Below are 19,152 nucleotides of genomic sequence, written 5' to 3' on the forward strand. Positions count from 1 at the left end.
TCCCGTCAGGCGCTTAGCGCAGGTTGACCAGCGTGTTGAGGATCTGGTCCTGGGTTTTGATGGTCTGCGCGTTCGACTGATAGTTACGCTGGGCGACGATCATATTCACCAGTTCTTTACTCAAATCCACGTTTGATGCTTCCAGCGCGCCGTTGGTCAGCTTGCCGAAGTTACCCTCGCCTGCGGTACCCAGCAGCGCCACGCCGGAAGACTGAGTAGCTGCCCAGACGTTGTCACCCTGAGAAGCCAGACCTTCGTTGTTGGCAAAGTTTGCCAGCACGATCTGCCCCAGAACCTGTTGCTGTTCGTTGGAGTAGTTACCGACCACAGTACCGTCATTGTTAATCTGGTAGCTCACCAGGTCGCCCGGCTTGTAGCCATTCTGATTCGTGGCAACGATGTTGTTGGCGCCAGTGTTCTGCTGCATGGAGTTCAGGAAGCTCAGGGAGAAATTTGCCGCATCAGCACCGTTAATCTGCCCGGTTGTGATGTTGATTTCCTTTGGCCAGACGGTAGGAGGCGTTGGTACCGCCTCGGCGGCTGTGGCGCTAATCCCTAAGAACACACCATTTTCATTAAAGCGCATAAACCCTGCTGATTTTGCAGCGGCTCCGGTTGAAGCATCCTGTGTGTGAACTTCCCAGGTGTTGCTCTGCGCATTTTTGACATAAAAAATATTCATGTCATGGGCGTTACCCTGGCTATCGAAAACGGTAACGGTGCCTTTCTTGTTGTAGGAATCCGCATCGCTGGGATTAAACGGGGTCTTCGTTGGCACCTTGTCAGTGGAGTTCAGGTTGATCTGCATTGACGCAGTCGTGGTGGTTTTAGCCGCCATCAGCGTATTCGGGATAGTGATCGGCGCCGGGTTAGCACCTTGCTGTATCGTTGGCGGTGTACCGGTAGCCGGATAGCCCGTCAGCTGTAGCCCCTGCATGTTGACGATATTGCGGTTTTCATCGAGCTTGAACTGACCGTTACGGCTGTAGAAAACGGAACCGTTGCTGTCTACCATGCGGAAAAAACCGTTCTGGCTGATAGCGACATCCAGCCCGCGACCGGTGTTGGTCGTGGTACCGTCGGTAAAGTCCTGGGTAATGCCCGCAACTTTAACGCCCAGACCCACTTTAGAACCGGCGAACATATCGGCAAACGAGGCCGTACCGGATTTAAAACCGTAGGTGGCGGAGTTGGCGATGTTGTTACCAATGACATCGAGGTTGGTCGCTGCAGCGTTCAGACCGCTGACCGCTTGTGAAAAGGCCATGACTTACTCCTGATAAGTGTGAAGGCTTAAATGATCTGCCGTACTTCGTCGAGGGTGGTGGTTCCATAGGTGCCCAGATCCAGCGTATTACCGCCGTTACTGCGAATAACGCCCTGCACCAGCGCAAACTGAAGCGGCTGAGCCACCAGTTGTGTTCCGCCATTACTGGCAGCAATTGACACGTTGTAAGAACCGCTTGGCGCATCCGTGCCATCGGTCATGGTGCCGTCCCAGGTAAAGGTATGAACGCCCGCTTTCAACCCACCAATATCAATGGTGCGTACCACCTTGCCGTCTTTATCGGTAATGGTTGCGGTAACCTTATCTGCCGGTTGCTGCAGTTCAACGCCAAACGGCGTGGTAGTGGTTTTTGCGCCCTCTTCCGTACCTTTACCGGTCAGGATGGTGGTGCCTGGGATCATGACACCGTGGCCAATCAGCGTACTGGCCTGCAGCGACTGACTGTTGTCGATCTGCCCGGAGATCGATCCCAGCGTGGTGTTCAGTTTCTCAATTCCGCTCACGGTACTGATTTGCGCCAACTGGGTGGTCAGTTCGTTGTTTTGCAGCGGGTTGGTTGGATCCTGGTTTTTCAGCTGTGCAACCAGCAGCGTAAGGAAGCTGCTTTGCAGGTCCGCGGCGTTGCTGCCCGTCAGCGAACTCTTCCCCGTTGCGTCATTCACACCCGTCGTGCTCGGGTCATTCATTTTTACAGCAATAGACATGTGCGCCTCCTTTTACTGGCCTAGCGTCAGCGTTTTGAGCATCAAGCTTTTCACCGTATTGAGCACTTCGACGTTTGCCTGGTAGCTACGCGAGGCTGACATGGTGTTGACCATTTCGCCGACGACGTCCACATTCGGCATTTTTACGTAACCGTTCGCATCGGCCAGCGGATTACCGGGTTCATAAACCAGCTTATCCGGCGCCTGGCTTTCAATGACGTCAGCGACTTTTACGCCACCGGTTGCCGCACCTGGCGCGGCATCAACCTGAAACACAACCTGCTTCGCGCGATAGGGCTGACCGTCAGGTCCGGTGACGCTATCCGCATTCGCCATGTTGCTGGCCGCCACGTTCAGGCGCTTAGACTGAGCCGTCAGCGCAGAGCCTGCGATATCAAAAATATTTAACAGCGCCACGAATTAGTTCCCTCCTTGCAGCACGTTCATCATGCCTTTGATTTGTCCACCCAACGCGGTCAGCCCCATTTGATACTTGAGGCTGTTGTCTGCAAATTGCGTACGCTCCCGGTCCATATCTACCGTGTTGCCATCGAGAGACGGCTGATCAGGAATGCGGTAGAGCAGTTCCGTAGAAGGAGCGGAAACGGTCTGGGCCGGAATGTGTTGTGCAGAGGTCAGCGTCAACGAGACACCGCCGGTTTCTTCCCGTCCTCGCACCATGACTTTTTTTAATTCACTGGCGAAATCCAGGTCGCGCGCCTGATACCCCGGCGTGTCGGCATTGGCTATGTTGGCCGCCAATACTTCCTGGCGTTGGGCGCGCAAATTCAGCGCTTCCTGTTGAAAACGTAAGGCGGCGTCGAGCTTATCGAGCATATCTCCTCCGCAAATGACAAAATTCAGCCGACAGCTTAAATCCCATTACGCGCGCGTTATCGCCGGAATAAACGCAAAATGCGTCGCTATTTGTTGCGTTGATGACTGCGTCACACAGGTAGAATCCTGTCACTACCTGAAAAAGCGCGAGGTTTTGATGCAAACGTTTAAACGTGGAGTCGTCGTGGCAGCACTGCTGTTCAGTCCTATGACGCTGGCGCAAGACCTGAATTCACAGCTGACGGCATGGTTTTCCCAGCGACTGGCCGGATTTAGCGATGAGGTCGTCGTTACTATCCGAACGTCGCCAAACTTATTGCCGAGCTGCGAACAACCAGCATTAAGCGTGTCCGGGAGTGCAAAATTGTGGGGTAATGTGAACGTGCTGGCGCGCTGCGCCAACGAGAAACGTTATCTGCAGGTGAACGTGCAGGCCACGGGAAACTACGTTGTTGCCGCCGCGCCCGTCGCTCGGGGTAGCGCCCTGACTTCGGCCAGCGTAACGCTGAAACGAGGTCGACTGGACCAACTCCCTCCGCGCGCCGTGCTGGATATGAATCAGGTGCAGGATGCCGTAAGCCTGCGCGATCTGGTGCCTGGTCAGCCGATACAGCTTTCCATGTTGCGCCAGGCATGGCGAATCAAGGCCGGTCAGCGCGTCCTGGTTATCGCCAACGGAGATGGCTTTCGGGTGAATGCCGAAGGTAAAGCGCTGAACAATGCCGCCGTCGCCCAGAATGCCCGAGTACGGATGATTTCAGGCCAGGTGGTGAGCGGTGTCGTCGATTCTGATGGGAATATTCTTATTAACCTATAATAGGTTAAAGATTTTTTAGCGTGTGCCGATAGATAAACAACCAATGATTACAGCGGGCCGCTATAGCGTAACCCCTCGATGAGGATAAACAAAATGAGCATTGATCGTACCTCACCATTGAAGCCAGTAAGTACCGTTCAGCCACGTGAAACCAGCGATGCGCCGGTACAAAAAACGCGGAAGGAAAAAACCACCGCCACCACCAGCACCAGCGTCATGCTGAGCGACGCCCAGGCCAAACTGATGCAGCCCGGCACCAATGACATCAATATGGAACGCGTGGAAGCACTGAAAACCGCGATCCGTAATGGCGAGCTGAAAATGGACACCGGAAAAATTGCCGACTCGCTGATCCGCGAGGCGCAGAGCTACTTACAGAGTAAATAAAGTATGACTCGTTTGTCAGAAATCCTTGACCAGATGACGACCGTCCTCAATGACCTGAAAACGGTAATGGATGCTGAACAGCAGCAGCTTTCCGCAGGATATATTAACGGCAGCCAGCTACAGCGTATTACAGAAGAAAAAAGCTCTTTGCTGGCAACCCTTGATTATCTGGAGCAGCAGCGCCGTCTGGAGCATGACGCCACGCGCAGCGCCAATGATGAAATTGCCGAGCGTTGGCAGACCATTACCCGGAAAACACAGGACCTACGCGAACTCAACCAGCACAACGGTTGGCTGCTGGAAGGGCAGATCGAGCGCAATCAACAAGCGATTCAAGTGCTGAAACCGCACCAGGAACCGGCGCTGTATGGCGCAAACGGTCAAACCTCTGCTGCGCACCGCGGCGGGAAAAAATTCTCTATCTGATGCTAGCCTGATAACGTTTTGCTTATCAGGCCTACGCGTTTGTAGGCCGGATACGGCGTCATGCCGCCATCCGGCATTAATCTGTTACGCCGTCCGGCGCACAAACTCTTTCACTTTAAAGCCCAGCACCGCGAGCGCAGCGAAGTAAGCAGCAATACCTGCCACCACAACGGCCATCAGACGCAGCAGACGCCATAACATCGTTCCCTGCGACCAGTCCGGCATGATGTATAGCATCCCAACCAGCGCCGCCGACATCACCAGCACAGAAATCACCAGTCGCGCCAGGAACCAGGCCCAACCCGGTTGTGGGGTAAAAATTTTCTGTTTACGCAGTTGCCAGTACAGCAGTGAAGCGTTCAGACACGCCGCCAGACCAATCGACAGCGACAGCCCGGCATGTTTCAGCGGTCCAATAAACGCCAGGTTCATTACCTGGGTCATAATCAGCGTGACAATGGCAATCTTGACTGGCGTTTTAATATCCTGGCGCGAATAAAAACCTGGGGCCAACACTTTCACCACGATCAAGCCAATCAAACCTACCGAGTATGCCACCAGCGCGCGCTGCGTCATCGCGGCGTCAAAGGCGGTAAATTTACCGTACTGGAACAGAGAAACCGTCAGCGGTTTGGCCAGAATCCCCAACGCCACGGCGCTCGGTAATGCCAGCAGAAAACACAAACGCAGGCCCCAGTCCATCAGACGGCAATACTCATCATGATTACCGCTGGAAAAACTTTTGGACAGCGAGGGCAGCAGGATAGTCCCCAACGCGACGCCAAGTACGCCAGACGGAAACTCCATCAGACGGTCAGCATAATACATCCATGACACTGAGCCAGAGGCCAGAAATGAAGCGAAAATCGTATTGATGATCAGTGAAATCTGGCTGACAGATACCCCAAGGATCGCCGGGCCCATTTGCTTGACGACGCGCATCGCCCCCGCATCACGGAAGTTCACGCGCGGCAGCACCAGCATGCCAATTTTCTTCAGGTGCGGAAGCTGATAAATCAGCTGTAGCACACCGCCAACGGTAACGGCCCACGCCAGCGCCAGCACCGGAGGGTGAAAATAAGGCGCAGCAAACAGCGCGAAACCGATCATGCTGATATTCAGAAAGGTCGGCGCAAACGCCGGAATGGAAAAGCGATTCCAGGTATTCAGGATCGCACCCACCAGCGAAGCCAGCGAGATCAGCAGAATATACGGAAAGGTGATCCGTAGCAGTTGAGTGGTCAGCGCAAATTTGTCCGCGGTGTCGGCAAACCCAGGCGCGGTGACTAAAATCACCCACGGGGCAGCCAGCATCCCAGCGACCGTCACCACGGCCAGCGCCAGAGTCAACAGCCCGGAAACGTAAGAGACAAAGACGCGGGTCGCATCCTCACCCTGCTTACTTTTATATTCGGCAAGAATAGGCACAAACGCCTGCGAAAAAGCGCCCTCAGCAAAGATTCGGCGCAGCAGGTTAGGAAGTTTGAACGCCACAAAAAAGGCATCAGTCGCCATCCCTGCGCCAAAGATTCTGGCGACAATCGCATCACGCGCAAAACCCAGCACACGTGAAAACATCGTCATCGAGCTGACGGCTGCCAGCGACTTTAATAAATTCATCTATGTTGTATTCCAGACTCTGAGGCAAAACCCCGACAAACCTGCCCGTAGGTCGGATAAGGCATGATCGCCGCCATCCGGCACTTTTGCTGTGCCTGATGGCGACGCCGTAGCGTCTTATCAGGCCGACAAACCAGCCTATGGTTGAAAAGAGGTGTTATTTTTGAGTTGGCATATAGTACCTGGATTACAATGAATTACTACCGCCAGATGTTACAGGGGGTTATTCAGCCATTGCCTCCCGCCACAGCTTTTCGACAACGCGCTGGGCCAGGAGCGCCTGCTCACCTGCCGTCTGGGGAACCGTCTGATTTTGCACGCACTCAATGAAATGACGTGCGCATCCGGCAAAACCACGCTGCTCCAGGGTAGTTTGCCAGCCTGCTACCGGCTTGTGCACCACACCTTGCCCGCGCTCTTCCCGCCATTCCCGCATATCCGTAACGTCAATCAGGCCACCATCCGTCACCGCCTGCACGCTCTCGCGCTGGCTACCGGCGCGGCGATGCATACTGGTCGTTACCTGCATTTGCCCGGCAGAAAAATGGTGCTCCGCATAGAGCATCGCGCCGGAGTCATTGGTTAACAGCGTACCGTTATTTAACTGCGCTTTCTCTCCCGCCAGCCACAATGCGGTATCGACAACGTGCAGATAGTCGTCCAGCAAAGTGATGCGCAGATCGTGCGGCCCGACGCTGTCCGTCCGGTGCTTATCCATGCGTACGGACGCCGCATTGCCCAACTGGGATTTGAGATCCTGATACAGCGGCGCAAATCGACGGTTAAACCCCACCATCAGCGTCAGCTTTTTCCGCTCGGCCAGCTCCACCAATTGTTCAGCCTCGCGCAGGTTTTCCGCCAGCGGTTTATCCACGCACACGTGAACCCCGGCATTCAGCAGTTCGCTGACCACCGCATAGTGCGTTGCGGTACTGGAATGGACGAAAACCGCATCGCAGGTTTGCGCCAGATTAACCAGTGAATCAACGTAGGGTATCCGCCAGGTATCACAGATACGCTGCGCTTTTTCCCGCGAAGGTGAAAATGCCCCTTCCAGCGTCCAGTCTGCACTAGCGCCCAGCACGGGCAGCCAGGCCTTTTGCGCAATCCCGCCGAGCCCGACAACGCCGATACGTAATTTATTCACATCAGTCTCCCAGGTGCGCCAGCAAGGAATCAAGCCGTTGCTTAAGCTCCGCGACGTCTGTTTCCAGCGCTTCAACGCGCGCCTGTAGATCGCCCGAAGCTGCCGGAAGTTCATCTACCGTTGTCATCGCTTCATCAACGTCACCGCAAAACAGGTGCATATAACGGCTTTCACGTTTGCCCGGCTCACGCGCCAGGCGAACGACATAAGGACCATCTTCCCGGGTTGCCAGTTTCTCCAGTGTCGACTCTACTTCGGCCATGTCGCTGAATTCGTACATCCGGGAGGCGCGGCTACGCAGTTCACCTGGTGTTTGAGCGCCGCGCAGCAACAGCGTGGTAATGAGCGCGACTTCCCCCGCGCTGAGCTTAAGATTACCAAACTCAGAGTTGCAGAAACGCTGCTCATATTTGGTGACGCGATTACCAAAGCCACTCACCGTGCGCAGGAAATGCCGTTTCACCAGGTTATCAAGCTGATCCTGCACGTCGGATTCCGACAGGTTCATCACGGGTTCACGATTCGTTTTTTGATTGCAGGCGGTTACGACTCCGTTAACGGAGAGCGGATACTGTTCAGGCGTAGTTACTTGTTTTTCTAATAAACAGCCAATCACCCGTGCTTCGGTGGCGGTTAATTCGTATTTCATCGTCTTCTCCATTAATCATGGCTGCATCTGAAACTTAGCGGCCGGGGGTCCATTCTGATGTGGTCAACGCCGTCAGCACGTGATCGCGCCACTGCCCGTCAATCAGCAGGTAGTCTTTGGCATACCCTTCTTTTTCAAAACCCAGTCGCGCCAGTAGGTCACCGCTGCGTTTATTATGTGGCATGTAGTTAGCCATAATGCGGTGAATATGCTGCGTGCGCTGCATATAGCGGATGGCCGAGGTTAAGGCTTCATACATCAGCCCCTGCCCCTGCCACTTCTGCGCAATGGAGTAACCGAGATAACAGGCGTGGAAAGATCCCCGCACGACGTTCGAGAAGTTCGCGACGCCAATAATCTCTTTTTCTTCCGGATCGAGCAGCGCAAAGTAATAAGCGGTGCCCTGTTTATGAAACTCAGAGATCATGCTCAGACGCGCCTGCCAGCCTGATGGATAACAGTGGCTTTCATCGCGAATAGGCTCCCAGGGCTTTAAGAAATGACGATTTTCTGCGTAATAATCTGCCAGACGCCAGGCATCACGCTCATGCACTAAACGCACGACCAGGCGGTCCGTGGTTAAGCGCACTTTTGGCACGTTACTGCGATAGCCAAACATTCTATACCTACTCCTTCCCGTAACGTCTTCAATACGCTATTCGCATTACTATACCTGCGCAAATACGCCCTGTGAAAAGAGCAAAATGCCATTTTTTGAATTATTCACACATTTTGATGAAAACTCTCTATCAAGACGGACTTTTGATAAAAAAATATTGTCCCGCGAAGGGTGGGAAAAGCGATGACGACACCGCAGAATAGGAGGTGCTTATCTTTTAAACTCTATCCAGAGTGACGAGTTTTTCCCTGGAGGGGAAATGTCGCAAGTCTCGCAGGCAAGGAACCTGGGTAAATACTTCCTTCTTATCGATAACATGCTGGTCGTGCTGGGTTTCTTCGTCGTTTTCCCGCTGATCTCAATTCGTTTCGTCGATCAAATGGGCTGGGCCGCCGTGATGGTCGGTATCGCGCTTGGATTACGTCAATTTATCCAGCAAGGTTTAGGTATCTTCGGCGGTGCTATTGCTGACCGTTTCGGGGCAAAACCGATGATCGTCACCGGCATGCTGATGCGCGCTGCCGGATTCGCCACCATGGGCATTGCCCATGAACCGTGGTTGCTATGGTTTTCCTGCTTTCTTTCCGGGCTGGGCGGCACGTTGTTCGACCCTCCCCGCTCGGCGCTGGTGGTCAAACTGATCCGTCCGGAAAAGCGCGGGCGTTTTTTCTCTATTCTGATGATGCAGGATAGCGCCGGGGCCGTGGTTGGCGCGTTGCTCGGCAGTTGGTTATTGCAATACGATTTCCGTCTGGTGTGTGCCACCGGCGCAATTTTGTTCGTTCTGTGCGCGGCGTTTAACGCCTGGCTACTTCCGGCATGGAAGCTGTCAACGGTGAAAATTCCGGTGCGCGAAGGAATGAGCCACGTGATGCATGACAAGCGCTTTGTCACTTATGTGCTGACGCTGGCGGGCTATTACATGCTGGCGGTACAAGTGATGCTGATGCTGCCAATAATGGTAAACGACATCGCTGGCTCACCGGCCGCTGTGAAATGGATGTATGCCATCGAGGCGTGCCTCTCTTTAACGTTGCTCTACCCGATTGCCCGCTGGAGTGAAAAACGCTTTCGCCTTGAGCATCGCCTGATGGCCGGTCTGCTGGTGATGTCTTTAAGCATGATGCCCATCGGCCTGGTCGGAAATTTGCAGCAGTTGTTCACCCTGATTTGCACGTTCTATATTGGCTCAATCATCGCCGAACCGGCGCGTGAGACCCTAAGCGCCTCGCTGGCGAATGCACGTGCCCGGGGAAGCTATATGGGTTTCAGTCGACTGGGACTCGCCATCGGCGGCGCCATTGGTTATATCGGCGGCGGCTGGCTGTTTGACATGGGTAAAGCCCTGGCACAACCGGAGCTGCCCTGGATGATGCTCGGCATTATCGGCTTTATCACTTTCCTGGCGCTGGGCTGGCAATTCAGTCTCAAACGCCCAACGCGTGGTATGCTGGAGCCTGACGCCTGATAGCCAATCTGGCGTACGCGCTTTTTTCAGTTTTTTCTGCTGTTACCCGCAGCGCTGGTGCTCGATGATGCTTTGTGTCACGATTACACCACAAGCATCATGTTGAGGAACCCCATGAAAAAGTTTTTTTTTGCCGCTGCACTAATTGTCAGCGGCCTGTTGGTTGGTTGTAATCAACTCACGCAATACACGGTTAGCGAGCAAGAGATTAATCAGGCCCTGGCGAAGAATAATAACTTTTCAAAAGATATCGGTCTGCCTGGTGTCGCTGAAGCACATATCGTACTGAACAATCTCGCCAGCCAGATAGGCCGTGAAGAACCCAATAAAGTGACGCTGACCGGAGACGCCAACCTGGACATGAACTCCCTGTTTGGCAGTCAGAAAGCGACCATGAAGCTGAAGCTAAAAGCCTTACCGGTTTTCAATAAAGAAAAAGGCGCGATTTATCTGCAAGAAATGGAAGTCGTGGACGCTACCGTCACGCCGGAAAAAATGCAGTCGGTACTGCAAACGCTGATGCCTTATTTAAATCAGTCGCTGCGCAACTATTTCAACCAGCAGCCAGCGTACATTCTGCGGGATGACAGCAGCCAGGGGGAAGCGCTGGCGAAAAAACTGGCGAAAGGCATTGAGGTGAAACCGGGAGAAATCATTATCCCGTTCACCGACTAATATGACAGAGGGCGCCGATGCGCCCTTTTTTTTCGTGCAAACGAAAACGTTTCCGCTTATCCTTTGTTTCCGGCAAAAAAGACTATCCTCAGCCGGAGCATATTGATGACTGCACCATCCCAGGTTTTAAAGATCCGCCGCCCAGACGACTGGCATCTTCACTTTCGCGATGGCGACATGTTAAAAACTGTCGTGCCCTATACCAGCGAAGTTTATGGCCGCGCCATTGTCATGCCGAACCTGGCTCCGCCCGTCACCACGGTGGACGCGGCTATCGCTTACCGCCAGCGAATTCTTGACGCGGTACCTGCCGGACACGACTTCACGCCATTAATGACCTGCTACTTAACGGATACGCTGGATCCCAATGAGCTGGAACGTGGATTCAACGAAGGCGTGTTCACCGCCGCAAAACTCTATCCGGCCAATGCCACCACCAACTCGACGCATGGCGTAACCTCTATTGATGCCATCATGCCAGTGCTGGAACGGATGGAAAAATTGGGTATGCCTCTGCTGGTGCACGGCGAAGTGACGCATGCGGATATCGATATTTTCGATCGCGAGGCGCGCTTTATTGAGACGGTAATGGAACCACTGCGTCAGCGTTTAACTGCGCTGAAAGTGGTGTTCGAACATATCACGACTAAAGATGCTGCCGAATACGTGCGCGACGGCAATGACCTTCTGGCGGCGACCATTACGCCGCAGCACCTGATGTTTAACCGCAACCACATGCTGGTCGGCGGGATTCGCCCTCATCTGTACTGCCTGCCGATCCTCAAACGTAACGTCCATCAACAGGCGCTGCGTGAGCTGGTCGCCAGCGGGTTTAACCGCGCCTTCCTCGGTACCGACTCAGCGCCGCATGCGCGTCATCGCAAAGAGTCAAGCTGTGGCTGTGCGGGCTGCTTTAATGCGCCGACCGCACTGGGCAGTTATGCCACCGTGTTTGAAGAGATGAATGCGCTGGACCATTTTGAAGCCTTCTGCTCACTCAATGGCCCACAGTTCTACGGTTTGCCGGTGAATGACACCTTTATTGAGCTGGAACGCGTGGAGCACAAAGTCCCGGAGAGCATTGCGCTGCAAGATGATACGCTGGTGCCTTTCCTGGGTGGCGAAACGGTACACTGGTCCGTGAAAAGCTAAAAAAAGTGTAGCCAACTGGTGAGAATAACTGTATAAATAAACAGTATATTCCACAGGGGGCTACTATGCGTATTGAAGTCACTATTGCCAAAACTTCACCTTTACCTGCTGGTGCAATTGACGCGCTGGCAGGTGAACTCTCCCGCCGTATTCAGCACCATTTTCCGGATAACGAAGGTAACGTTACCGTCCGTTATGCCGGCGCAAACAATCTGTCGGTTATTGGTGCCACCAAAGAGGATAAAGAACGCATCAGCGAGATCCTCCAGGAGACCTGGGAAAGCGCGGATGACTGGTTCATCAATGAATAAATAATGATATGCAGTGATGTTTGTTTGCCGGGTCGCCCCGGCTTTTTTATACACACCATCTTTTAATCAATCGTTCATTCCTTCTGGCAAACTTATATTTTAATAATAAATCCCTGGTTATCTTTTAACCACAACACCAAAATAATTGTGCAACATGCTTAAAAAAAATGAATAACATGTCGGTTTGTTAGTCAGATAACGCTGAAAACGAAAATTTTATGTGCTTACCTCTTTAAATTTTCAATGAATACCCTTATTTATTGATATACTGAAGTTGCTTCAGAAAAAACGCATTGAACCTCGAAAACCGTTGTCTAGTAACACGAATTAGGGGGCATGATGGAAAAGAATAATGAAGTCATTCAGACTCATCCGTTAGTAGGATGGGACATCAGCACTGTTGATAGCTACGATGCGCTGATGCTGCGTTTGCACTACCAGACCCCGAATCGTCCAGACCCGGATGGGACTGAAGTTGGTCAAACGCTCTGGTTAACCACTGATGTTGCCAGGCAATTTATTTCGATATTAGAAGCAGGAATCGCTAAAATTGAATCCGGCGATTACCAGGTAAATGAGTATCAGCGACATTAAATCTGATACATCCAACCATCAAAAGGCACCTTTCCGGTGCCTTTCTTATTTCCAGGTTGAATATTCCGGGTCACTTATTTACCCTGCTACTATCGCGATTGCAGAGAGAAGCGGATGAAATACGACTTAATCATAATTGGCAGCGGTTCCGTGGGCGCCGCAGCCGGATACTATGCCACTCGCGCCGGTCTGAAGGTTCTGATGATCGATGCGCATATGCCACCGCATCAGCAGGGCAGCCACCACGGCGACACTCGATTAATTCGTCATGCCTATGGCGAAGGTGAAAAATATGTTCCGCTGGTGCTGCGTGCGCAAACATTATGGGATGAATTATCCACCCAAAATGAAGAGCCGATTTTTGTGCGCTCTGGTGTCATCAACCTTGGTCCGGCAGATTCAACCTTCTTAGCGACCGCGGCGCAAAGCGCAAAACAGTGGCAACTCAATGTTGAACAACTGGATGCAGCAGCCATTATGGCGCGCTGGCCAGAGATTCGCGTACCTGAAAACTATATCGGTCTGTTTGAAGCGGAGTCTGGTTTTTTACGTAGTGAGTTAGCGATTAAAACCTGGATCCGTCTGGCGGAAGAAGCAGGCTGTGCGCAGCTATTTAAATGCCCGGTCAGCGCAATTCGTCATAGTGATGATGGCGTCACGGTAGAAACCGCCGATGGTGACTATCACGCGCAAAAAGCGGTGATCAGCGCCGGAACCTGGGTACAGGCATTAGTCCCTGAACTACCGATACAACCGGTACGCAAAGTGTTCGCCTGGTATCAAGCCGATGGGCGTTACAGCGTTAAGAATAACTTCCCTGCCTTCACCGGAGAGCTACCAAATGGCGATCAATTCTACGGTTTCCCGGCAGAAAACGACGAGCTAAAAATTGGTAAGCACAATGGCGGACAGGTAATTCATTCGGCAGAAGAGCGCAAGCCGTTTGCCGCTGTAGCCAGCGATGGTTCTGAAGCCTTCCCATTCCTGCGCACAATTCTGCCAGGCGTAGGCTGCTGTCTGCACGGTGCGTCCTGCACCTATGATAACTCACCAGATGAAGACTTTATTATTGATACTCTACCGGAGCATGACAACACGCTGATCATCACCGGGCTGAGCGGACATGGCTTTAAGTTTGCCGCCGTCCTCGGAGAGATTGCGGCAGACTTCGCCCAGGACAAACCGTCTGACTTTGACCTGACTCCCTTCAGGCTAAATCGTTTTAAGCGATAATAAATGAATGGCCTCGTTGGTGAGGCCATTTTTAATGACAGGAATAACGTTGATGCGCCGCATCTTTCACTATCTGGTTAATAATATTCGCGAGCATCTTATGCTCTACATTATTTTATGGTCGCTGCTGGCAATTATGGATGTGATATATATTATGTTTTTCTGAACCCGCAACGCTGACACTAATTGACATAAACTGATATTAACTTAATTTTCATTGCAATTAACTGAACAAGAAAAACACCTTAAACACCCAGAAACCAAGCCTTAATGTCATCCACCCCTACTAATTCCTTGATGATTACTTCACAATTCAATCAATTTTATTGAATCAAAAACAAATATCACCATTATTGTTATTTATTAGTTGCATTAATGTCTTTTACGCGCCATTTTCATTCACTTCTGAAATATCTAACGGTGCACTTATGCAATTCAATAATACTCCACAACGCTATGGCGTGGTGTCTGCCGCTTTACACTGGCTGATTGCGATTGCTGTATATGGCATGTTTGCGCTGGGATTGTGGATGGTCACACTCAGCTATTACGACGGCTGGTATCACCAGGCCCCTGAACTGCATAAAAGCATCGGCGTTGTGCTCATGATGGGGCTGGTTATCCGCGTCGTCTGGCGGTTGATCTCCCCTCCTCCTCCTGCGCTGGCAAGTTATTCCCGTTTCACCCGCATCGCGGCGGCACTGGGTCACCTCGCGCTATACACATTGCTCTTTTCAATTGTCATCAGCGGGTATTTGATTTCCACCGCTGATGGCAAAGCGATAAGCGTATTTGGTTGGTTCGACATTCCTGCCACCCTTGCCAATGCGGGCGCTCAGGCCGACCTCGCCGGTAGTCTGCACCTGTGGCTTGCGTGGACTGTGGTGGTTTTATCGCTTCTGCACGGACTGATGGCCCTGAAACATCACTTTATCGATAACGACGATACCCTGAATCGCATGTTGGGAAAATCGTCATCTGACTATGGAGCTTAAAATGAAAAAAAACCTGCTGGGACTTACACTCGCCTCTCTGTTATTCACCACCGGGTCAGCCGTGGCGGCAGATTACAAAATTGACAAAGAAGGACAGCATGCCTTTGTTAATTTCCGTATTCAGCACCTGGGTTACAGTTGGCTGTACGGCACATTTAAAGATTTCGACGGGACTTTTACCTTTGATGAAAAAAATCCCGCAGCCGATAAGGTTAACGTCACCATCAACACCAACAGCGTTGACACCAATCACGCCGAACGCGACAAGCACCTGCGTAGCGCAGATTTCCTTAACGTGGCCAAATTCCCGCAGGCGACCTTTAGCTCTACCAGCGTGAAGAAAGAGGGGAACGACCTGGATATCACCGGTAATCTCACCCTGAACGGCGTCACTAAACCGGTTACGCTGGATGCGAAGCTGATCGGTCAGGGCGGCGATCCGTGGGGTGGCACGCGTGCAGGTTTTGAAGCACAAGGTAAAATTAAGCTGAAGGACTTCAACATCACCACCGATCTCGGCCCGGCGTCTCAGGAAGTCGATCTGATCATCTCAGTGGAAGGCGTCCAACAGAAGTAGCGTATGAGTTGCCGGATGGGGCTAAAGCCGCCATCCGGCATGATGACTATTGCGCAGGATCCGGAATACCCAGTTTGGTATTCAGGCGACCGCGTGACTTATTAAAGATTTTGTTGCCATTTTCACGTCCGGCGCGAAGACGACGTTGCTCTTCTTCCGGCAACTTACTCTCTTCGCTACACAACTCGCTACAGCAGCCGTTATACTTCTGCGCGCAGGCCGGACACTGGATAAACAACAGATGGCAGCCATCATTTTTGCAATTAGTATGGCTGTCGCACGCCGTTCCGCACTGATGGCAATGTGCAATAACATCTTCAGAAATCCTTTCGCCCATACGCTCATCAAAAACGAAGTTTTTACCGACAAAACGCACAGGAAGCCCCTGTTCACGTGCCTTGCGGGCATATTCAATAATACCGCCCTCAATGTGCCAGACTTTGCTAAATCCGTTGTGTTTCATCCAGGCGCTGGCTTTCTCACAACGGATCCCGCCCGTGCAATACATAACGATTTTTTTATCTTTATGCGCCTGCATCATTTCAACGGCTTTCGGTAACTGGTCGCGGAACGTGTCTGCCGGGATTTCCAGCGCATTCTCGAAATGGCCCACTTCATATTCATAGTGGTTGCGCATATCAATGAATACCGCGTCAGGATCGTCCAGCATGGCGTTTACTTCCGCCGCCTTCAGGTAATCACCTACGTTGCTGGCGTCAAATTGCGGATCGTCAATGCCATCCGCCACGATGCGTTCACGCACTTTCATGCGCAGCACCCAGAACGATTTACCATCATCATCCAGCGCGATATTCAGACGTAACCCGGCGAATGCGGGATCAAACGCATAAAGCTGCTGGCGGAATGCCTCGACGTTGCTTTGCGGTACGCTGATTTGCGCATTGATTCCTTCATGGGCAAGATAAACGCGCCCGAAGACGCTCAATGCAATGAACATCTGGTACAGCGCATCACGCGTGTGCTGAGGATTGGCGATGGTGAAATATTTATAGAATGAGATCGTCGTGCGCGGCTCGGTCTCAGCCAACATTTTGGCTTTGAGCGCATCGTTCGAAATGCGGTTGTGTAACACTGGCATGGTGTACGTATCCTGCAAATAGGGAGAAAATGAAAATCGGCGGCATAATAAAGCAAACACCGCCAATTTACATCCACACATTTTACGCTACATTTCTTACTCCAATATAAAAGTGCAACAACAATTGCTGGTTTAATCACCGTTCTCCCGTCACAAATTTTTGATATGCGCGAAAAAATGCGACAATACAGGCAATTGGTCGTTTGAAGACAGGATAGACATGACGAATTTACCCAAGTTTTCGGCTGCGTTACTGCATCCACGTTATTGGTTAACCTGGCTGGGCATTGGCATCCTTTGGTTAATCGTGCAGTTACCCTACCCGGTTCTTTACAAGTTGGGCTGCGCATTAGGTCGTCTGGCATTACGTTTGATGAAACGTCGGGCAAAAATTGTTTCCCGTAATCTGGAACTGTGCTTCCCGCAAATGAGCGAGCAGGAACGCCAGCAGATGATCATCAAGAACTTCGAGTCCGTGGGCATGGGCGTGATGGAAACCGGAATGGCCTGGTTTTGGTCTGACAAGCGCATTTCACGCTGGACGGAAGTTATCGGGATGGAACATATCCGCGACGTTCAGGCGCAAAAACGGGGAATTTTGTTAGTGGGTCTGCACTTTCTGACCCTTGAACTGGGTGCGCGTCAGTTTGGTTTGCAGGAGCCGGGGATAGGCGTATATCGCCCTAACGACAACCCACTGCTCGACTGGCTACAAACCTGGGGCCGTATGCGCTCTAATAAATCAATGCTCGATCGTAAAGACCTGAAAGGAATGATTAAAGCGTTGAAAAAAGGCGAAGTGGTCTGGTATGCGCCGGATCATGACTACGGTCCCCGCGCCAGCGTATTTGTCCCGCTTTTTGCTGTTGAACAGGCCGCAACAACCTCCGGGACCTGGATGCTTTCACGCATGTCGAATGCCTGCCTGGTACCGTTTGTTCCCCGCCGCAAACCTGACGGTAAAGGTTATCAATTGATTATGCTGCCTCCGGAGTGTTCACCGCCGTTAGACAACGCGGAGACTACGGCAGCGTGGATGAATAAGATTGTTGAGCAATGCATCATGATGGCCCCAGAGCAGTATATGTGGCTACACCGTCGTTTCAAGACGCGTCCTGAAGGTTCACCTTCCCTGTACTAAAGCACGGTTGCAGTCCTGTGGACTGCAACACCTTCCCTGCCCGCTTTAGGTTTAACTGCTATCCGCATTGCAGCCACTATCTACCAGGCGCATAATTAGCCTGCTTGCTTATATTCAATCGATAGCGCAAACAGCGCGCCACACTGCGGAACGCTATGTCACCCTCAGATGCTCCCATAAACTGGAAACGTAACCTCACCGTTGCCTGGTTGGGTTGTTTTTTAACCGGTGCAGCATTTAGCCTGGTTATGCCCTTTTTGCCCCTCTATGTCGAGAGCCTCGGCGTCACGGGTCATAGCGCCCTGAATATGTGGTCAGGTCTGGTCTTCAGCATCACTTTTCTCTTTTCCGCCATCGCCTCTCCTTTCTGGGGTGGCCTTGCCGATCGCAAAGGGCGAAAAATCATGCTGCTGCGTTCCGCATTGGGTATGGCGATTGTGATGCTGCTGATGGGGCTGGCGCAAAATATCTGGCAGTTCCTGGTCCTGCGTGCCCTGTTGGGTCTGCTCGGTGGTTTCATTCCCAACGCCAATGCACTCATCGCCACCCAGGTTCCGCGCAATAAAAGCGGCTGGGCGCTGGGAACGCTTTCCACCGGCGGCGTCAGCGGCGCACTGCTCGGACCGTTGGCAGGCGGGCTGCTCGCGGATCAGTACGGACTACGCCCGGTATTTTTCATCACCGCCAGCGTACTGCTGCTCTGTTTTATCCTGACGCTATTTTTTATTCGCGAACGTTTCCAACCGGTGAGCAAGAAAGAGATGCTGCACATTCGCGAAGTCGTGGCCTCGTTAAAAAATCCCAAACTGGTGCTGAGCCTGTTTGTCACAACGCTGATAATCCAGGTGGCAACCGGGTCCATCGCGCCAATTCTGACGCTGTACGTTCGAGAGTTGGCTGGCAACGTCAGTAACATCGCCTTTATCAGCGGGATGATTGCTTCCGTACCAGGCGTGGCTGCGTTAATTAGCGCCCCGCGGCTCGGCAAATTAGGTGACCGAATTGGCCCAGAGAAGATCCTGATTGTTGCTCTGGTCATCTCCGTGCTGCTGCTTATTCCAATGTCGTTTGTACAATCGCCCTGGCAACTTGCCGTTTTGCGCTTTTTATTGGGGGCCGCTGACGGGGCTCTGCTCCCGGCAGTTCAAACGCTGCTGGTCTATAACTCAACCAATCAGATCGCCGGGCGTATTTTCAGTTATAACCAGTCATTTCGCGATATCGGTAACGTAACGGGACCGTTAATGGGGGCGGCAATATCCGCCAACTACGGTTTTCGCGCCGTCTTCTGCGTGACCGCGGGCGTCGTACTGTTTAACGCTTTCTACTCGTGGAATAGTCTGCGCCGTCGCCGGAACACTGAGGCCACGGGATGATTTTTGTGCATTCATACTTGCAATATCGGAGAATCAA

At 52.3% G+C, this 19,152-nt stretch carries 23 protein-coding genes; 14 read left to right on the top strand and 9 right to left on the bottom strand.

What is annotated here, in order from left to right:
- Window positions 1–13 precede the first annotated feature (13 nt).
- Genes flgE through flgB form a run of 4 tightly spaced genes read right to left on the bottom strand, consistent with a single transcriptional unit; the run spans window position 14 to window position 2,829 of the window.
- Window positions 14–1,267 carry a flagellar hook protein FlgE gene (gene flgE, locus O6D90_RS14290; RefSeq protein WP_016152628.1) on the bottom strand — a complete coding sequence of 418 codons (1,254 nt, stop codon included), beginning with the start codon at window positions 1,265–1,267 and terminating at the stop codon, window positions 14–16.
- Window positions 1,268–1,293: 26 nt separating this feature from the next.
- Complete coding sequence (gene flgD / locus O6D90_RS14295; RefSeq protein ID WP_016152627.1) at window positions 1,294–1,992, bottom strand: flagellar hook assembly protein FlgD; 699 nt, start codon at window positions 1,990–1,992, stop codon at window positions 1,294–1,296.
- A 12-nt stretch (window positions 1,993–2,004) separates the two neighbouring features.
- The gene (gene flgC / locus O6D90_RS14300) at window positions 2,005–2,409 is read right to left on the bottom strand and encodes a flagellar basal body rod protein FlgC (RefSeq protein ID WP_006685091.1); all 405 of its coding nucleotides are present in this window, start codon (window positions 2,407–2,409) and stop codon (window positions 2,005–2,007) included.
- A 3-nt stretch (window positions 2,410–2,412) separates the two neighbouring features.
- Entirely contained in the window at window positions 2,413–2,829 is a 417-nt protein-coding gene (gene flgB / locus O6D90_RS14305; protein ID WP_016152626.1) for a flagellar basal body rod protein FlgB, read from the bottom strand.
- A 157-nt stretch (window positions 2,830–2,986) separates the two neighbouring features.
- Here flgB and flgA point away from each other — a divergent pair, with 157 nt between their 5' ends.
- The 3 genes from flgA (at window position 2,987) to flgN (ending at window position 4,459) form a co-directional block, all read left to right on the top strand.
- Window positions 2,987–3,646 carry a flagellar basal body P-ring formation chaperone FlgA gene (gene flgA / locus O6D90_RS14310; protein WP_016156187.1) on the top strand — a complete coding sequence of 220 codons (660 nt, stop codon included), beginning with the start codon at window positions 2,987–2,989 and terminating at the stop codon, window positions 3,644–3,646.
- A 93-nt stretch (window positions 3,647–3,739) separates the two neighbouring features.
- Entirely contained in the window at window positions 3,740–4,033 is a 294-nt protein-coding gene (gene flgM, locus O6D90_RS14315; RefSeq protein ID WP_016152624.1) for a flagellar biosynthesis anti-sigma factor FlgM, read from the top strand.
- Between the two features lie 3 nt (window positions 4,034–4,036).
- Window positions 4,037–4,459, top strand: a complete 423-nt coding sequence (gene flgN, locus O6D90_RS14320) for a flagella biosynthesis chaperone FlgN (protein WP_016152623.1) — start codon at window positions 4,037–4,039, stop codon at window positions 4,457–4,459.
- Between the two features lie 84 nt (window positions 4,460–4,543).
- Here flgN and murJ read toward each other — a convergent pair whose 3' ends face one another.
- The 4 genes from murJ to rimJ form a co-directional block, all read right to left on the bottom strand.
- Window positions 4,544–6,079 carry a murein biosynthesis integral membrane protein MurJ gene (gene murJ / locus O6D90_RS14325; protein WP_016152622.1) on the bottom strand — a complete coding sequence of 512 codons (1,536 nt, stop codon included), beginning with the start codon at window positions 6,077–6,079 and terminating at the stop codon, window positions 4,544–4,546.
- Between the two features lie 223 nt (window positions 6,080–6,302).
- Window positions 6,303–7,226 (bottom strand): Gfo/Idh/MocA family protein, encoded by a 924-nt coding sequence (locus tag O6D90_RS14330; protein WP_016156186.1) that lies wholly within the window; start codon window positions 7,224–7,226, stop codon window positions 6,303–6,305.
- A gap of 1 nt (window position 7,227) precedes the next feature.
- Complete coding sequence (locus O6D90_RS14335; protein WP_049040969.1) at window positions 7,228–7,875, bottom strand: YceH family protein; 648 nt, start codon at window positions 7,873–7,875, stop codon at window positions 7,228–7,230.
- 34 nt (window positions 7,876–7,909) lie between these two features.
- On the bottom strand, window positions 7,910–8,494 hold the full coding sequence (rimJ, locus tag O6D90_RS14340) for a ribosomal protein S5-alanine N-acetyltransferase (RefSeq protein ID WP_006685101.1): 585 nt from the start codon (window positions 8,492–8,494) through the stop codon (window positions 7,910–7,912).
- A 259-nt stretch (window positions 8,495–8,753) separates the two neighbouring features.
- Here rimJ and mdtH point away from each other — a divergent pair, with 259 nt between their 5' ends.
- The 9 genes from mdtH to O6D90_RS14385 all read left to right on the top strand — a co-directional run bounded on the left by mdtH (window position 8,754) and on the right by O6D90_RS14385 (window position 15,499).
- A complete protein-coding gene (gene mdtH / locus O6D90_RS14345; protein WP_016156184.1) occupies window positions 8,754–9,962 on the top strand; it encodes a multidrug efflux MFS transporter MdtH in 1,209 nt (402 codons plus the stop codon).
- Between the two features lie 114 nt (window positions 9,963–10,076).
- Window positions 10,077–10,637 carry a lipoprotein gene (locus O6D90_RS14350; protein ID WP_016152618.1) on the top strand — a complete coding sequence of 187 codons (561 nt, stop codon included), beginning with the start codon at window positions 10,077–10,079 and terminating at the stop codon, window positions 10,635–10,637.
- 105 nt (window positions 10,638–10,742) lie between these two features.
- Window positions 10,743–11,789, top strand: a complete 1,047-nt coding sequence (gene pyrC, locus O6D90_RS14355) for a dihydroorotase (RefSeq protein WP_016156183.1) — start codon at window positions 10,743–10,745, stop codon at window positions 11,787–11,789.
- A gap of 65 nt (window positions 11,790–11,854) precedes the next feature.
- A complete protein-coding gene (gene dinI, locus O6D90_RS14360) occupies window positions 11,855–12,100 on the top strand; it encodes a DNA damage-inducible protein I (RefSeq protein WP_003036157.1) in 246 nt (81 codons plus the stop codon).
- Between the two features lie 339 nt (window positions 12,101–12,439).
- Complete coding sequence (gene bssS / locus O6D90_RS14365) at window positions 12,440–12,694, top strand: biofilm formation regulator BssS (protein WP_003036154.1); 255 nt, start codon at window positions 12,440–12,442, stop codon at window positions 12,692–12,694.
- A gap of 114 nt (window positions 12,695–12,808) precedes the next feature.
- On the top strand, window positions 12,809–13,927 hold the full coding sequence (solA, locus tag O6D90_RS14370) for an N-methyl-L-tryptophan oxidase (protein WP_016156182.1): 1,119 nt from the start codon (window positions 12,809–12,811) through the stop codon (window positions 13,925–13,927).
- A 52-nt stretch (window positions 13,928–13,979) separates the two neighbouring features.
- On the top strand, window positions 13,980–14,093 hold the full coding sequence (locus O6D90_RS14375) for a YceO family protein (protein WP_003036148.1): 114 nt from the start codon (window positions 13,980–13,982) through the stop codon (window positions 14,091–14,093).
- Window positions 14,094–14,355: 262 nt separating this feature from the next.
- On the top strand, window positions 14,356–14,922 hold the full coding sequence (locus O6D90_RS14380) for a cytochrome b (RefSeq protein ID WP_016152615.1): 567 nt from the start codon (window positions 14,356–14,358) through the stop codon (window positions 14,920–14,922).
- A 1-nt stretch (window position 14,923) separates the two neighbouring features.
- On the top strand, window positions 14,924–15,499 hold the full coding sequence (locus O6D90_RS14385; protein ID WP_003832130.1) for a YceI family protein: 576 nt from the start codon (window positions 14,924–14,926) through the stop codon (window positions 15,497–15,499).
- 46 nt (window positions 15,500–15,545) lie between these two features.
- Here O6D90_RS14385 and O6D90_RS14390 read toward each other — a convergent pair whose 3' ends face one another.
- Complete coding sequence (locus O6D90_RS14390) at window positions 15,546–16,598, bottom strand: rhodanese-related sulfurtransferase (protein WP_271143123.1); 1,053 nt, start codon at window positions 16,596–16,598, stop codon at window positions 15,546–15,548.
- 220 nt (window positions 16,599–16,818) lie between these two features.
- On the opposite strand from O6D90_RS14390, the gene O6D90_RS14395 reads away from it, so the two are divergent.
- Window positions 16,819–17,739 carry a Kdo(2)-lipid IV(A) acyltransferase gene (locus O6D90_RS14395; protein WP_016152612.1) on the top strand — a complete coding sequence of 307 codons (921 nt, stop codon included), beginning with the start codon at window positions 16,819–16,821 and terminating at the stop codon, window positions 17,737–17,739.
- Window positions 17,740–17,894: 155 nt separating this feature from the next.
- Window positions 17,895–19,115, top strand: coding sequence for a multidrug efflux MFS transporter MdtG (gene mdtG, locus O6D90_RS14400; protein WP_016156180.1), 1,221 nt, complete (start codon window positions 17,895–17,897; stop codon window positions 19,113–19,115).
- Window positions 19,116–19,152 lie beyond the last annotated feature (37 nt).

Source organism: Citrobacter sp. 21OH12SH02A-Citro, from assembly GCF_027919895.1.
Taxonomy (GTDB): domain Bacteria; phylum Pseudomonadota; class Gammaproteobacteria; order Enterobacterales; family Enterobacteriaceae; genus Citrobacter; species Citrobacter braakii.

Excerpts from the sequence above, each read along its gene's own strand:
- mdtG (WP_016156180.1), top strand. The coding sequence starts at position 17,895 with ATGTCACCCTCAGATGCTCCCATAAACTGGAAACGTAACCTCACCGTT.
- O6D90_RS14390 (WP_271143123.1), bottom strand. The coding sequence starts at position 16,598 with ATGCCAGTGTTACACAACCGCATTTCGAACGATGCGCTCAAAGCCAAA.
- O6D90_RS14375 (WP_003036148.1), top strand. The coding sequence starts at position 13,980 with ATGCGCCGCATCTTTCACTATCTGGTTAATAATATTCGCGAGCATCTT.
- O6D90_RS14395 (WP_016152612.1), top strand. The coding sequence starts at position 16,819 with ATGACGAATTTACCCAAGTTTTCGGCTGCGTTACTGCATCCACGTTAT.
- dinI (WP_003036157.1), top strand. The coding sequence starts at position 11,855 with ATGCGTATTGAAGTCACTATTGCCAAAACTTCACCTTTACCTGCTGGT.
- O6D90_RS14335 (WP_049040969.1), bottom strand. The coding sequence starts at position 7,875 with ATGAAATACGAATTAACCGCCACCGAAGCACGGGTGATTGGCTGTTTA.
- flgE (WP_016152628.1), bottom strand. The coding sequence starts at position 1,267 with ATGGCCTTTTCACAAGCGGTCAGCGGTCTGAACGCTGCAGCGACCAAC.
- bssS (WP_003036154.1), top strand. The coding sequence starts at position 12,440 with ATGGAAAAGAATAATGAAGTCATTCAGACTCATCCGTTAGTAGGATGG.
- O6D90_RS14380 (WP_016152615.1), top strand. The coding sequence starts at position 14,356 with ATGCAATTCAATAATACTCCACAACGCTATGGCGTGGTGTCTGCCGCT.
- murJ (WP_016152622.1), bottom strand. The coding sequence starts at position 6,079 with ATGAATTTATTAAAGTCGCTGGCAGCCGTCAGCTCGATGACGATGTTT.
- O6D90_RS14385 (WP_003832130.1), top strand. The coding sequence starts at position 14,924 with ATGAAAAAAAACCTGCTGGGACTTACACTCGCCTCTCTGTTATTCACC.
- O6D90_RS14350 (WP_016152618.1), top strand. The coding sequence starts at position 10,077 with ATGAAAAAGTTTTTTTTTGCCGCTGCACTAATTGTCAGCGGCCTGTTG.
- solA (WP_016156182.1), top strand. The coding sequence starts at position 12,809 with ATGAAATACGACTTAATCATAATTGGCAGCGGTTCCGTGGGCGCCGCA.
- flgD (WP_016152627.1), bottom strand. The coding sequence starts at position 1,992 with ATGTCTATTGCTGTAAAAATGAATGACCCGAGCACGACGGGTGTGAAT.
- rimJ (WP_006685101.1), bottom strand. The coding sequence starts at position 8,494 with ATGTTTGGCTATCGCAGTAACGTGCCAAAAGTGCGCTTAACCACGGAC.
- flgA (WP_016156187.1), top strand. The coding sequence starts at position 2,987 with ATGCAAACGTTTAAACGTGGAGTCGTCGTGGCAGCACTGCTGTTCAGT.
- mdtH (WP_016156184.1), top strand. The coding sequence starts at position 8,754 with ATGTCGCAAGTCTCGCAGGCAAGGAACCTGGGTAAATACTTCCTTCTT.
- flgN (WP_016152623.1), top strand. The coding sequence starts at position 4,037 with ATGACTCGTTTGTCAGAAATCCTTGACCAGATGACGACCGTCCTCAAT.
- flgM (WP_016152624.1), top strand. The coding sequence starts at position 3,740 with ATGAGCATTGATCGTACCTCACCATTGAAGCCAGTAAGTACCGTTCAG.
- pyrC (WP_016156183.1), top strand. The coding sequence starts at position 10,743 with ATGACTGCACCATCCCAGGTTTTAAAGATCCGCCGCCCAGACGACTGG.
- flgB (WP_016152626.1), bottom strand. The coding sequence starts at position 2,829 with ATGCTCGATAAGCTCGACGCCGCCTTACGTTTTCAACAGGAAGCGCTG.